General features: G+C 62.6%; 16 protein-coding genes. 8 read left to right on the forward strand and 8 right to left on the reverse strand.

Annotation, left to right across the window (positions count from 1 at the left end):
* Positions 1-374 precede the first annotated feature (374 nt).
* Positions 375-1838 (forward strand): aminotransferase-like domain-containing protein, encoded by a 1464-nt coding sequence (locus tag R3P93_RS23525; protein ID WP_317534273.1) that lies wholly within the window; start codon positions 375-377, stop codon positions 1836-1838.
* 126 nt (positions 1839-1964) lie between these two features.
* On the opposite strand, the gene R3P93_RS23530 is transcribed toward R3P93_RS23525, so the two are convergent.
* Positions 1965-2414 carry a YdeI/OmpD-associated family protein gene (locus R3P93_RS23530; RefSeq protein ID WP_269596451.1) on the reverse strand — a complete coding sequence of 150 codons (450 nt, stop codon included), beginning with the start codon at positions 2412-2414 and terminating at the stop codon, positions 1965-1967.
* Positions 2415-2526: 112 nt separating this feature from the next.
* Positions 2527-2994: an SRPBCC family protein gene (locus tag R3P93_RS23535; RefSeq protein ID WP_317534274.1), complete on the reverse strand. Its 468-nt coding sequence runs from the start codon at positions 2992-2994 to the stop codon at positions 2527-2529.
* A 99-nt stretch (positions 2995-3093) separates the two neighbouring features.
* Here R3P93_RS23535 and R3P93_RS23540 point away from each other — a divergent pair, with 99 nt between their 5' ends.
* On the forward strand, positions 3094-3702 hold the full coding sequence (locus R3P93_RS23540) for a ClpP family protease (RefSeq protein WP_121871106.1): 609 nt from the start codon (positions 3094-3096) through the stop codon (positions 3700-3702).
* On the forward strand, positions 3699-4325 hold the full coding sequence (locus R3P93_RS23545) for a ClpP family protease (protein ID WP_317534275.1): 627 nt from the start codon (positions 3699-3701) through the stop codon (positions 4323-4325). The genes R3P93_RS23540 and R3P93_RS23545 overlap by 4 nt, the downstream gene beginning before the upstream one ends.
* On the opposite strand, the gene R3P93_RS23550 is transcribed toward R3P93_RS23545, so the two are convergent.
* Positions 4283-4585, reverse strand: a complete 303-nt coding sequence (locus R3P93_RS23550; RefSeq protein WP_032396143.1) for a helix-turn-helix domain-containing protein — start codon at positions 4583-4585, stop codon at positions 4283-4285. The genes R3P93_RS23545 and R3P93_RS23550 overlap by 43 nt on opposite strands.
* Positions 4586-4778: 193 nt before the next feature.
* On the opposite strand from R3P93_RS23550, the gene R3P93_RS23555 reads away from it, so the two are divergent.
* Entirely contained in the window at positions 4779-5255 is a 477-nt protein-coding gene (locus tag R3P93_RS23555) for a hypothetical protein (protein WP_317534276.1), read from the forward strand.
* Positions 5256-5396: 141 nt separating this feature from the next.
* On the opposite strand, the gene R3P93_RS23560 is transcribed toward R3P93_RS23555, so the two are convergent.
* Together R3P93_RS23560 and R3P93_RS23565 are read right to left on the reverse strand one after the other, a co-directional pair.
* Positions 5397-6068, reverse strand: a complete 672-nt coding sequence (locus R3P93_RS23560; RefSeq protein ID WP_317534277.1) for a class I SAM-dependent methyltransferase — start codon at positions 6066-6068, stop codon at positions 5397-5399.
* 40 nt (positions 6069-6108) lie between these two features.
* On the reverse strand, positions 6109-6975 hold the full coding sequence (locus tag R3P93_RS23565; protein WP_317534278.1) for an alpha/beta fold hydrolase: 867 nt from the start codon (positions 6973-6975) through the stop codon (positions 6109-6111).
* A gap of 55 nt (positions 6976-7030) precedes the next feature.
* Between R3P93_RS23565 and R3P93_RS23570 the strand changes: the two genes are divergently transcribed.
* Positions 7031-7441 (forward strand): MerR family transcriptional regulator, encoded by a 411-nt coding sequence (locus R3P93_RS23570; protein ID WP_317534279.1) that lies wholly within the window; start codon positions 7031-7033, stop codon positions 7439-7441.
* Positions 7442-7507: 66 nt separating this feature from the next.
* Here the strand turns inward: R3P93_RS23570 and R3P93_RS23575 are convergent, their stop codons facing one another.
* Positions 7508-8356, reverse strand: coding sequence for a helix-turn-helix transcriptional regulator (locus R3P93_RS23575; RefSeq protein WP_317534280.1), 849 nt, complete (start codon positions 8354-8356; stop codon positions 7508-7510).
* 111 nt (positions 8357-8467) lie between these two features.
* On the opposite strand from R3P93_RS23575, the gene R3P93_RS23580 reads away from it, so the two are divergent.
* The gene (locus tag R3P93_RS23580; RefSeq protein WP_317534281.1) at positions 8468-8860 is read left to right on the forward strand and encodes a DUF1761 domain-containing protein; all 393 of its coding nucleotides are present in this window, start codon (positions 8468-8470) and stop codon (positions 8858-8860) included.
* Between the two features lie 96 nt (positions 8861-8956).
* On the opposite strand, the gene R3P93_RS23585 is transcribed toward R3P93_RS23580, so the two are convergent.
* Together R3P93_RS23585 and R3P93_RS23590 are read right to left on the reverse strand one after the other, a co-directional pair.
* Positions 8957-9373: an SRPBCC family protein gene (locus tag R3P93_RS23585; protein WP_394855352.1), complete on the reverse strand. Its 417-nt coding sequence runs from the start codon at positions 9371-9373 to the stop codon at positions 8957-8959.
* Positions 9370-10152, reverse strand: coding sequence for a helix-turn-helix domain-containing protein (locus R3P93_RS23590; RefSeq protein ID WP_317534282.1), 783 nt, complete (start codon positions 10150-10152; stop codon positions 9370-9372). The genes R3P93_RS23585 and R3P93_RS23590 overlap by 4 nt, the downstream gene beginning before the upstream one ends.
* A gap of 93 nt (positions 10153-10245) precedes the next feature.
* Between R3P93_RS23590 and R3P93_RS23595 the strand changes: the two genes are divergently transcribed.
* Together R3P93_RS23595 and R3P93_RS23600 are read left to right on the forward strand one after the other, a co-directional pair.
* The gene (locus R3P93_RS23595; RefSeq protein WP_317534283.1) at positions 10246-10917 is read left to right on the forward strand and encodes a TetR/AcrR family transcriptional regulator; all 672 of its coding nucleotides are present in this window, start codon (positions 10246-10248) and stop codon (positions 10915-10917) included.
* On the forward strand, positions 10914-11846 hold the full coding sequence (locus R3P93_RS23600) for a TIGR01777 family oxidoreductase (protein WP_317534284.1): 933 nt from the start codon (positions 10914-10916) through the stop codon (positions 11844-11846). Before R3P93_RS23595 ends, R3P93_RS23600 begins: the two co-directional genes overlap by 4 nt.
* Positions 11847-11864: the final 18 nt, after the last annotated feature.

An 11864-nucleotide genomic window follows, 5' to 3' on the forward strand; every position in this document is an offset into this window, starting at 1 on the left:
TGTGAACTCAGCACTCAACATGCAGTAACCCTCCATAGCTTCTCGAATGACTCACCAGAAGCTTGGCAAAGAGGGTGACCTGGCAAATGCGCGCGCGTTTGCCAGGTGCGCGCGATCTAGGCCCGAATCGGATGCGAAATCGAACGCGTGTGACGAATGCGCGCGCGTTTGCTGAGACACGGCCGCGTCAGTCGGACTGAACACGACTCCGCGGCGGCCCGGCAGGCCCGCTTCTTCCGCCCTCGTGCAGAGCGACCACAGACCACCCTGCGCCCACCATGGACAGGACCAATACAGCTCCAATTGCGATCATGTGACCAGAATGGACTGCTTTTACTCCAAATAGTGCAGTCCAGTGTGCGAGAGTGGCATGCATGGACTCGTTCGACGCCTCCGCCATCACGGCCCCGGATCTGGCCGCCCGGATCGACCCATCGACGTTGCGGAACCGATCCGGTGGTCCGCTCTACCTCGAGATCGCCGACGAGTTGCGGCGACTGATCGAGAACGGTGAGGTGTCGGCGCAGACGCGTCTGCCTGCCGAGCGGGCGTTGTCGATCAGCTTGGACGTCAGTCGGGTGACGGTCGCATCGGCGTACCGGCATCTGCGCGAGGGTGGGTGGATCAGCGCCCAGCGAGGTTCGGGTACCTACGTCTCGCCGACGGGGTCTTTGCCGTCCTGGGGTTCACTGGCCGGCGACCGAGAGACTGCGAATCTGGAATTCGTCAACGCCTCCCCGTCGGCATCGCCGCTGTTGTCCGACGCGTACGGTGTTGCGGCAGAGAAGATTCGAGACCGTTTCACCTTGGGCGGGTACGCTCCGTCCGGTCTGTTCGAGCTCCGAGAGTCCATCGCCGCGTACTACCGAGGGCGCGGAGTGCCGACCACCGCCGACAACATCCTCGTCACCTCCGGTGCCACCGACGCCATCCACGCTGTGTTGGCGACGTTCACCGAGCCCGGGGCCCGCGTATTGGTGGAGCACCCGACGTATCCGGGCGTCGTCGAACTCGTCCACTCCCTCGGCGGTCGTTGCATCCCGGTGCCCATCGATCCGGACAACACCGACGAGTTCGTGGCTGCGGCAGACAGGTCCGCGCGGCAGAGTGCACCGACGTTGGCGTATTTCATGCCCGACTTCTCCAATCCGTCGGGTGCGCGACTCCCCCTGAACACCCGCCGACAGCTGTCCGCCACAATGCACCGCCACGGCGTACTGACCATCGTCGACGAGGTGGCAGCCGATCTGTGTCTCGACGGTTCACCGGATATCGAACCCTTCGGAGCCGCCACTCCGGACGTGGCGACGGTGACCGTCGGGTCGACGAGCAAGACGGTGTGGGGCGGGTTGCGAGTCGGGTGGGTTCGCGCCGAAGCCGGTCTGTTGGCGCGGGTCTCCGCAACCTATGCGCGACGCCAGCTTTCGGTCTCGATCATCGATCAACTGGCGGCCATCGAGTTGTTGGGTAAATACGACGAGGTACGGCGAGTCCGCGCGGAGGCGTCGAGAACGGCCCGCGATCACACCGTCGCATTGCTGCGTGATCATCTGCCGGGCTGGCACTTTCGAGTTTCCGACGGCGGTCTGGCACTGTGGTGTTCCCTACCCGACGGCATGCGATCCAGCCATCTCGTTGCCGACGCCCAGTCGCAGGGACTACTGCTGGCCCCCGGACTGAGATTCGGAACGGGGTACGCCTTCGACGATCGTCAGCGCATTCCGTTCACCCGGTCACTGTCCGACATCACCTCGGCGGTCAAGATCCTCACTCGCCTGTCGTCGGAGAACACCCCGACGCCGGCCGCCGCGTCGAGCACGCCCGCTGCGGTGGTGTGAGCCCCGACGGCCATCGCAAACGCGCGCGTTCGCGAGACGCTCGCGAATTGGTCACCTGGTCAATGGCGGAATCGCGCGCACCTGACGAATGCGCACGCGTTTGCGATGTCCCAGGGCCGGCAGCACTCAGAGCCGGAGGGACTGGACGATTGCCGTGACGCGCCGCTCGCGAGTGTCGTCGCGTTTCGCGTCGGCGACGGACCTTGCGTGTTCCTTTCGCGTCGACGGTGCCAGCGCATCGAACGCTGCTCGGAGAGTCGGATCCGCGTCCAAGGCTGTCGCCAGCGCCGGCGGAACCTCGATCACCTGCGGTTGGTCGTCCAGCTCGATCGTCACGTCGACGGTGTCGCCGGCCTCGACGCCGAGTGTGGCGCGAACGCTCTTGTTGAGTCCGAGCAAATTCTCGCCACCCATTCGGCCGATGCGTCCGCGCACCGTCTGACCACCGATCGTGAACCGAACTGGTGGCGTTTTGGTGGAACCGAGGGACGCGACCTGCTCGTCAGTGAGCACAATGGCCGCCGCCGGGCCCCGCGATTCGAGGACCGTGGACATCCGCAGAGCCGTTGCTGCCATGCGGACAGGCTATCGGTCACAGGTGCGCTCAGTGTCCACAATTCGCGTCGAGACGCGGGATTCCGTCATCGGCTCCGAATAGTGGACAGTCAGCGCACCTGGCCGACAGTAATCAGGCTTCGGCTTCCACGATTCGCTTGATTGCGGCCAGGGTGCGAGGGATGCCGTCGAGTGCCGCCTGGCTACGGGTGTCGATCTCCTTCTGCGCGTCCTCGCCGAACTTGCTGTGGAAGAAGGCGATGCCGTCGGGCAGGAAGTTCCAGTTCTCGGTCAGTCGTGTTCCGCCATCCACGGTTTCGAGGGTATAGCCCCAGCGAACGAAGTTGTCGCCCACCACCCACGCGAATTCATGGCCGGGTTCGGCTGCAGCAACCGTCGACACGGTCTCCCACGTGCGACCCGGCACCACGTTCCGGCCGGTGAACGTCGATCCGACGCCACCGCCGTCGGGTTCGTTCCACCAGCACTCCTGGCAGATCGGGCTCCATTCGCCCGTTCGGGTGACGTCGGAGACAACGGCGTACACGTCGTCGACCGACGCAGCAACGACAACGGATTCGGAGAATTCGAGTGCAGTCATCACACCATTGTCCCTCCGGGCACGACGAAGCTGTGAGCAGACTCGCTGCCCACAGCAGATTTGATGGCGTGCAGTCGAATTCGGATTCACACTCGAATCATGAGCGAATCGCCTCGAATGTTCCCGCCCGAACTCCGCAACCAACTTCTCCGTCATCGGGTTCTCGTGCTCGACGGCGCCCTCGACGACGACAACGGCACCGTACTCACCACTCATCTGCTGACGTTGGCGGCCGAGAATTCCTCGGCCGACATCGCCCTCTGGATTCACTCACCGGGAGGGTCGGTTCCTGCAATGCTCGCCATCCGCGACGTGATGCGACTCGTCCCGTGCGACGTGTCTACGCTTGCGCTCGGATTGGCCTGCAGCGCCGGCCAATTCCTACTGTCGTCGGGCACGCGCGGAAAGCGCTATGCGCTACCGCATTCGCGAATACTGATGCATCAGGGATCCGCCGGCATCGGTGGGTCGGCTGTCGAAGTGGAAGTACAGGCCAACGATCTGCGGCATACCCGGGATACGGTGCTCGGTCTCATCGCCGACGACACCGGGCAAACACGCGAGCAGATTTTCGACGACTCTCTGCACGATCGCTGGTTCACCGCGGAGGCTGCCCGCGAGTACGGATTCGTCGACGCGATCGTCGACTCGTTCGATCAGGTCATGCCCGCGCGACGGGTGTCGTTCGGAATGGAGTTGGCGCGATGAGTACGTACACGATCCCCAATGTCATCACGCGAGATTCGCGCGGCGAACGCGTCGTCGATGTCTATTCGCACTTGCTCAGCGAGCGCATCGTCTACCTCGGTACCGGTATCGACGCTGGAGTCGCCAACGCGATGATCGCACAGCTACTGCACTTGGAGGCCGACTCTCCCGACCAGGAAATCTCGATGTACATCAACTGCGAGGGCGGAGACACCGCTGCCATGCTCGCCATCTACGACACCATGCAGTTCATCGGATCACCCGTCGCCACAACATGTGTGGGACAAGCCGTTGCGGCAGGAGCTGTGCTGCTAGCGGCTGGAGCACCGGGGCGCCGTTCGGCGCTGACCCACAGCAGGGTGGTATTGCATCAACCCGCCGCACAGGGACGAGGCACCATCCCCGACCTCATTCTCGCCGCCGACGAGATCGTTCGAGTGCGGTCCGAGATGGAGTCGATCCTCGCCAAACACACTGGACGTGACGCGGCCAAGCTTCGACACGACACGGACCGCGATCTGGTGTTGACGGCACCGGCTGCCCGTGAGTATGGCGTCGTCGATCAGGTACTCGAAGGGCGTCAGGCCGCCATCAACGTCGCGTCACCGCGTGACAAGTCGTGATGCGCCAGGCCTGATATCTCCGCCATCGACGTGCCCAGTGCACCGACGACGGCCGCGAGGATTTCGCTCGACGGATCCTTGCGGCCGCGTTCGAGCTCCGAAAGGTATTGCGGTGCAATTCCTGCGCGGGCAGCGGTGTCGGCCAGAGTGTCGCCGCGGGCATGTCTGCGCTCGCGCAACCGGCGGCCGACCACCTCACGCCACAACGGTTCCACGGCGCGGGCTGCTCGACGTTCATCGATTCGTATGACCTCTCCCATGATCGGAGCCTAGGCCTCGATTCCATGACGGGTCGGCAATTCTGCTCAGAGCAGAGAGTCTGGTTTCGCGGATATCGACTGCAGCACGCCCCGACTACGTACATCCCTTCACCGCGTTCACGCCGCACCCACTTACTCCGGGGCCATGATGGGATCGACGAATCGGCGATGGATGTACTGACATACTCGGACGATGCACCATCTGCTGTACGAACACCGTGAGCGCGTTCTGACCGGTAGTTGGACGCCACAGCACGGGGTCGAGGTTGCGTCGTCCACGTTGCCCGCTCCGTGGTTGATTGCACTCGATCGACTGGGTCACGATCTGCACGTACGTCACTATGGCTCTCGCATCGTGCACATCGACTTCGCAGCCATGCACGACCCGGACGGCGGCGCGGTGTGGCTCGAGAGTGCCGTCACCGTGGAGGGACGAAAGCCGGATGGCCTCGGCGGTAATGGAACCGGGGCGTATTTCGACGACGACGTCGAGAGCGTACTGGTATCGATGGCAGACCTGGTTCAACTGCAGGTTGCGCGCGCCCACACCGCTTGGCCATGGGGCGACGAGGGCGGCGTGATGGCCCCTCAACTCGTCGATGGTGTCGCGGTGTGGATCGATCGAACCGGCCGATCCACGCCCATAGGCGATCTCGTGGAGAGTCGCTGACTCCTTGCTCGTGCGATTCGACAACATGTCATCGGAAATGAACCAACCCCGTTGCCGGTGCCGCGTTCGGCTTCATTCTGTTCCGCTGCGGATTCCGACTCACACGCGCCGGAAGGCCTGACTGAGCTGCCCGACCAATAGTCACCTACCCAGTTCAGGCTTCGTCCACTCGATTGTGTGACGGAAACCTATGCGGTGTTGCATGATCGCACCCGGTAGCCACTTGTCGACTATGTGTCCAATCTCGTCGAAGCTCAGCACCGGATCCTTGACCGGGAAGGGCGGTGGCGGTGCTGTCACCGGACTCGGCCATGGTCGGTGCAGAAATCCGATCAGGGGATTGGTCACGATCGAGGCGGCATCCCACAACAGATCTCGTGCGCTTCGCGGTGGTGCCAGCCCCACGACGAGCAGGCGACCGTTGGGCGCGAGAATCCGTCCGACGTGGCGTAGTGCGTCGTCCATGTCGAGGTGATGCAGCACTGCCACCATGGTCACGAGATCGATCGAATCGTCTGGCCAGGAGTCGAGTTGGCGATCGGTGATGGACACGTTGTCCACAGCGGCAGAAGTTACCTCTGCGATTCGGCGCATCTCCCCATCGGCATCGGCCCCGACGACAAGATCGAAATGAGGAGCCAAGGCTCGCACCAGGCCACCCCGACCGCAGCCCATATCGAGCGCAAGGCTACGCCGGTCCGGCAGATTCGCCAGAATCCAGCTGTGAAAGTAGTCGTTGTGACTCCAAGGGTGTCGCTCGTTCAGCTCGCGAACCCACTGGGCTCCCTTGCCTCCCATAAGGGACGTTCCCATTCGTCTCAGCACCACGGGACCCAGTATCCACCAAGCACAGCTACAACAGTTGCTCGGAAGTTCCCAGCCACACATCCAAGGCCTGTTGGACGAGTGATGGAGCTTCGAGCGGACTCAGGTGCCCCACACCCGGAAGGGTGATCACTTGCGATCGTCCCGGCAACAACTGCCGCAGTCGATATGCCTGCTCGACGGGAATCCAGGGGTCCTGTTCGCCCCATCCAATCGATGTGTCGCAGCGGACTCGGGGAAGTGCGTCGACGATCGGTCGCGTGTGCTCGGGCCGCAGTTCGGCGATCTGTCGGTAGAACGCAGGCTGACCCTCGTCGGATATCCAGGGTTCGGTCAACATCGCCACGATGTCTCGGTCCAGCTGCTGATGTGATGCTCCTGCAATGTATTCGGAGACAAGCGCTGCATGCAGAGGAGCCGGCAGCGCGGCGAAGACGTCACTGTTCTCTGCGACGAGCCGGAAGAATTCGGACCCCCACGGGTCCAGGGTCACCACATCCCACAAGAACAAACTGTCGTAGTCGCGTCCGTGTATCAGGTGGGCTCCCAGGGCGACCGCGCCGCCGATATCGTGCGCAACGACGAAGGGCCGCTCCAGCTTCCAGTAGTCGAACAACATCGCAAGCCGTGACATCTGTGTGGCCAGGTCGGTCCGCACCTGAGGTCCCCGCGCGGAGTGGCCGTACCCGGGCATGTCCCACAGGTAGACCCGATTCCCATCGCTGAGGCGGCGAGCGGCCTGCGCCCAGACCTGCGCCGACCAGGGAGTTCCATGGCAGAACACGACGGCAGCGGATGGCGCGTCCACCTCGGGGGTCAGCTCGTAGGTCGCTACCTTGTCGCCGCCCACGGACACGAAGATGGCCTCCGGTAGATCGAATCTGTCGGTCGTCATGGCGATGACCTTAAAACTTCAGGTCGACCTGAAGTCAATGTGAGAGCATCGGCGGGTGAAGATCGGCGAGGTTGCACGGGAGCTCGACGTTCCGACCCATGTCCTCAGGCATTGGGATGACGCCGGTGTTGTTGTGCCCGAACGCCTACCGTCGGGCCACCGCGACTACAGCGAGGAACATGTTCGACGGCTGCGGGTGTTGCGGGCGTGTCAGGGCGTGGGGATCAGCTTGGCCGATGTTCGCCTGATACTTCATCGAGACGAGCAGGAACGAACCGCAGTCATCGCAGAACATCTGGCTCGAATACGACGGCATCGAGCCCAACTCGATAATGCCGAGCGCTTTCTCGCGCATGTCATCGACTGCACACATGATCTGCTCACCCGATGCGCGCAGTGCAGCGAGTACTCCAATACACAGCTTCGGTCACCTCTGGACGCCGGCGCGCCGATCGATTCAGAGTAATCGGTACGCGACACGGTAACGGAGGCCGAAGTCTCGACGCGCAGAGGACTTTCGGCAGGACCTCTCTCAGTCGCGGGCAAGTGCAGCGAGTTCACGAAGGTACGCGCCCGGCGTAATTCCGGCGACGCCGCGGAAGTCGTTGATCAGATGGGCTTGATCGACGTAGCCGAGGTCCGCGGCAATGTGGGCAGCGTCGGCATCGGGGAGCGAGAGTCGTTGCAGCACTTCCTGTAGTCGAACCCGTCGGGCGACTGCTTTGGGGCCCATCCCGAGTGTCGATCGCAGTGCCCTCTGCACGGCACGTTCACTGACCCCGAGCATTTCTGCCACGGATTGCCCGGATTCCCTGCCGGCCCCCTGTGCCAATGCGTCGACTGCGGCGTTCGCGAGACGGTGTTCGGGAGTGAGTGCTCGTTTCGCCAGCATCTCGGTGATCACCGAATCTGCCCGTAGAGCATGGTCGGCAGCCGAGTCCTGCCCGGAGACGGTGCCGAGCATGCCGAAGAGACGGTCATCGAGTTCTCTCGTGATCGGTTGCGTCGCTGGAAGTCTCGTGGGATCGAGGCTGGACACGACAGCCAGTCCAGCTGGACGCAGCCGGACGGCGAACACGAAGCCTCGACCTTCGATCGTCCGGGACCACGCCCTGCGCTGAACATTGGTGAGCATGAACGGCGCAGGCACTGCACCGGTCTCCACACTGATCGTGACTGCCGGAAACTCGAGGACTCGCTGCTCGATGGTTTCGTCCGCGGCCAATTCCCATCGCACACTCCAGTACGCGTCGACGACATCTCGAACCTCTGCAGCCGGCTCGTGCCAGGTTGCATCGAAGCGACGAAGAAGCGAGGGAGCCATGACGCCGGATCGTTCGTGAACGTCGATAGGCTTGGACGCGACCTGCCTTTCTTCCATGTCGCAATTCTGCAATACAACCGGCCTCCAGTCTCGAGACGATCACGTCATGACCACCAATTCTTGGACCGTTGTCGACCGAGCGACTCAACCGGGCCGAAGGGCAATGTCGTGAATTGGCTGGGAGTAGCCGTAGCGGCGGTTGTGTACTACGCCCTCGGCGCGCTGTGGTTCGGTCCCCTGTTCGGGCGCGCATGGGATCGTTCGATCGGGCACGATCGGGCGCAGACGGGAGGCCGATTCCCGTTGTCCTACTACGTGGTTCCGCTCTGTTGCTCGGCGGTGACAACCATCGTGATCTCTCTCGTTCTCGACGCCATCGACGCGGACGCCGTGGCAACGGGCGTGCTCGTCGGACTGGGTGTGGGATTGGCCTCCGCTGCAGCATCATTGACCAACGCGCTGACGCCCCATACTCCGCAACCATTCGTCTTCGGAGTTGTCACCGCGAGCTACCACCTCACGGGAGCAACAGTAGCGGGTGCGATCCTCGGAGCGGGTTAGGGCGAGCCCTGCATCGACGCACACAGCAGCCTCGTGGCGAATCGACTTGGCGCCAGCGTTGTGTAGTCAGCCGGCGTAGAGCGCGTACGCGCCGGATCAAGAGGATTGAGCCTCCAACAGTTCCTTCAGTCTTCTCAGGTCTTCGGCCACCATTTCCAGATCGCGCTCGAATTCTTCGTCGCTGAGTTCGATTTGACGCACCGTGAACAGAATCTCCGCGCCATTCGGATGGCTCAGCACCCGGACAGGATTGTTCACGACGGTCCCTGACGGCAGGGTGACGTCATGGTCGAGGACGCCGAGGTCGTTGTGTGGCACGAAACGGACGGTTACTTGTCCCATGGGTGAATCGACGAGGAGCCGATCGCCGTCGATGGTCACGGGGCTGTTCGCCAGTCCTGCCGCCCATCTCGGCAAGTTCGCAGGATTCGCTGCGAACTCGTAGACCTGGTCGGGGGTACGCCCGATAACTTGGCTGACGTGCCGACTTGCCACAACGATCTCTCGATTCATAGCAGCGACCCTACGTATGACGGGCCGCGGCGTTCTTCCAGAAATCGGACAGGTGTCAGTGTGGTGAGTGCACGTACCTCGTCGCTCATGTGCGCCTGACTCGCAAAGCCTGCGACATACGAGAGTGATGCCAGGTCGGGAACGGTGGCAGCAACGTCGACGAGCCGACCGACCCGCATCACTCGGGCGAGGATCTTCGGACCGTAGCCGACCTCGTCGACGAACTTCCGATGAAGCTGCCGGACACCTACTCCCAAGCCGTCGGCGAGATCGACGACTTTCATACCCGGCCGCGCCTCGAGTACCCGGACCGCGGCCAGGACCAGCCCGTCTCCAGCAGGCTTCATGGCACGAACAGTCAGGTCGGCGAGGAGCTTTCGCCGCGCAGGCATCGCACCGTTCGCATCGTGACCCGTGAGGGCATGAGCAACCTCCATCAACGACGCTCCCAACTCCGCGACATGCGGTTGCTGATCGCACAGTTCGCCGATCGGAATCGCGCTGACCCTTCGAGCTACGGCAGGAGCGAGACGCACGCCGACCATCTCTACCGGAGCAATGGTGACGGCTCGTCGAGCTGCGGTATCCGGACCCGCCACCTCCAGTCGCCCGTCGGAAAACCAGATCAGATCCACACATCCGTCAGGAACGATCAACGGCCTGTCCCCCGCGTGCGATCGACGCTGCCAGCTGCACCGAATCCCCTCGACGGGCGAGGGAAACTCGGTGTACGTCCTCTCCTGCGACAGCATGAAGACATTCTCCTCGGTCGGGCCCATCGGGGCGAGATTTTCCGTCGAACCAGGATCTTGAACATGTTCAAACAAAGGTCTACGGTCAAGTTTGAACACGTTCAGAATTGAGGTGAATCGATGGCTCGCACGTCCGAGACTCGCGACAAGGTGGTCGAGGTAGCTCTACGCCTCTTTCGCGAGGAAGGGTTTCAAGCAACCACGATGCGTCGAATCGCCGACGAAGCCGGCGTCTCTCTCGGGAATGCGTACTACTACTTCGCCGGCAAGGACGAACTGGTCAACGAGTTGTACATGGTGATTCAGCGCGAACATCGAGAGCGTGCGCTCCACGTCCTCGTGGACGGCGGATCACTGTCCGAAAACCTTGCTGCCGTTCTGCATTCCGGGTTGGACGTGATGGAGCCGTATCACGCGTTCGGTGGATCCTTCCTGCAGTTGGCGTTGCCCACCCGGTCCAGTTCCAGTCCGTTCTCGGAGGAATCGTCCGACGCCAGGTCCATGGCCATCGACCTCATGCGAACCACCTTGGAGACGTCGAAACAGAAGGTCCCAGCATCTCTGAAGGATGCTCTGCCACAGCTGCTCTGGATGATCTACATGGGTGTCACCCTCCATTGGGTCACCGATTCTTCGGACAACCAGGCGCGCACCCGCACGTTGGTCGACGGGCTCGTGCCGGTGGTGGCCAAAGCCGTACGCCTCGCTCGTCTCCCGGTGGCGCGGGGGTTGGTCACCGACGTGGCCGGCCTGTTGAAACGAATGACGTCCCCAGAAGGGCTCGAACAATGAGTGATTCACCATCGACCGTCGTCCTGTGCGGTGCCTCCGGTTACATCGGCCGGTATCTGCGTCGCTATTACGATGATCGCGGCATTCGCGTCAGGACCGTCGGCCGCGGAACATCCAGCGATGCAACGTGGTCCGATCATCGCAGCCTCGTCGATGTGCTCGACGGTTCCGATCTGGTCGTCAATCTTGCAGGCCGCTCGGTGAGCTGTCGCTACAACAAGACGAACGCGGACGAGATCATGTCATCGCGCATCCAGACGACGGCCCACCTCGGCCGAGCACTGGCCGACGTGAAGACCACACCTGAGTTGTGGGTCAACGCCAGCACCGGCACCATCTATCGCGATTCTCGTGACAGGCCGATGGACGAACGGTCCGGCGACATCGGGTCGGGATTCTCCGTCGAGGTCGCCCGCGCTTGGGAGCGTGAGCTGTTCGACGCCGATGTGGCCGTTCGCAAAGTGGCGCTTCGTATGTCGATCGTGCTGGGCGCAGGCGGAGGGGCCATCAACCCCATCATCGACCTGGCCAGAGTAGGGCTCGGCGGAAAGATGGGCGATGGCGGCCAGAAGTTCAGTTGGGTACATGTCGCCGATGTCGCTCGTGCCCTCGATCACCTCTACGACCAAACGGACATCTCCGGGCCGGTCAACGTCGCCACACCATTCCCGGTGACCAACGAGCAAATGATGCAGCAGGTCCGGAGTGCTCTCGGCCGCAGTCACGGTCTACCGACACCGGCATGGCTGCTTCAATTCGGTGCACGGGTCATTCGCACCGAGGCCGAGTTGGTCTTGAAGAGTCGCTGGGTGGATCCACAAGTGTTGACGGGCAGTGGTTTCGAGTTCCGATATCCGAAGCTGCGCAGTGCACTGGCAAACATCGCATCTGAGACGCCTCGAGGGTTGCTCCCCGTCGCCCTGGGATGACGACGGGGAACCCTAGGA

This window comes from Rhodococcus cerastii (assembly GCF_033042195.1).
GTDB lineage: Bacteria > Actinomycetota > Actinomycetes > Mycobacteriales > Mycobacteriaceae > Rhodococcoides.

Bases quoted from the DNA above. Each gene is read 5' to 3' on its own strand.
- R3P93_RS23540 (WP_121871106.1), top strand. From the start codon at position 3,094: ATGAGCGAATCGCCTCGAATGTTCCCGCCCGAACTCCGCAACCAACTT.
- R3P93_RS23525 (WP_317534273.1), top strand. From the start codon at position 375: ATGGACTCGTTCGACGCCTCCGCCATCACGGCCCCGGATCTGGCCGCC.
- R3P93_RS23600 (WP_317534284.1), top strand. From the start codon at position 10,914: ATGAGTGATTCACCATCGACCGTCGTCCTGTGCGGTGCCTCCGGTTAC.
- R3P93_RS23565 (WP_317534278.1), bottom strand. From the start codon at position 6,975: ATGACGACCGACAGATTCGATCTACCGGAGGCCATCTTCGTGTCCGTG.
- R3P93_RS23585 (WP_394855352.1), bottom strand. From the start codon at position 9,373: ATGAATCGAGAGATCGTTGTGGCAAGTCGGCACGTCAGCCAAGTTATC.
- R3P93_RS23560 (WP_317534277.1), bottom strand. From the start codon at position 6,068: ATGGGAACGTCCCTTATGGGAGGCAAGGGAGCCCAGTGGGTTCGCGAG.
- R3P93_RS23550 (WP_032396143.1), bottom strand. From the start codon at position 4,585: ATGGGAGAGGTCATACGAATCGATGAACGTCGAGCAGCCCGCGCCGTG.
- R3P93_RS23590 (WP_317534282.1), bottom strand. From the start codon at position 10,152: ATGGGCCCGACCGAGGAGAATGTCTTCATGCTGTCGCAGGAGAGGACG.
- R3P93_RS23555 (WP_317534276.1), top strand. From the start codon at position 4,779: ATGCACCATCTGCTGTACGAACACCGTGAGCGCGTTCTGACCGGTAGT.
- R3P93_RS23575 (WP_317534280.1), bottom strand. From the start codon at position 8,356: ATGGAAGAAAGGCAGGTCGCGTCCAAGCCTATCGACGTTCACGAACGA.
- R3P93_RS23535 (WP_317534274.1), bottom strand. From the start codon at position 2,994: ATGACTGCACTCGAATTCTCCGAATCCGTTGTCGTTGCTGCGTCGGTC.
- R3P93_RS23530 (WP_269596451.1), bottom strand. From the start codon at position 2,414: ATGGCAGCAACGGCTCTGCGGATGTCCACGGTCCTCGAATCGCGGGGC.
- R3P93_RS23595 (WP_317534283.1), top strand. From the start codon at position 10,246: ATGGCTCGCACGTCCGAGACTCGCGACAAGGTGGTCGAGGTAGCTCTA.
- R3P93_RS23545 (WP_317534275.1), top strand. From the start codon at position 3,699: ATGAGTACGTACACGATCCCCAATGTCATCACGCGAGATTCGCGCGGC.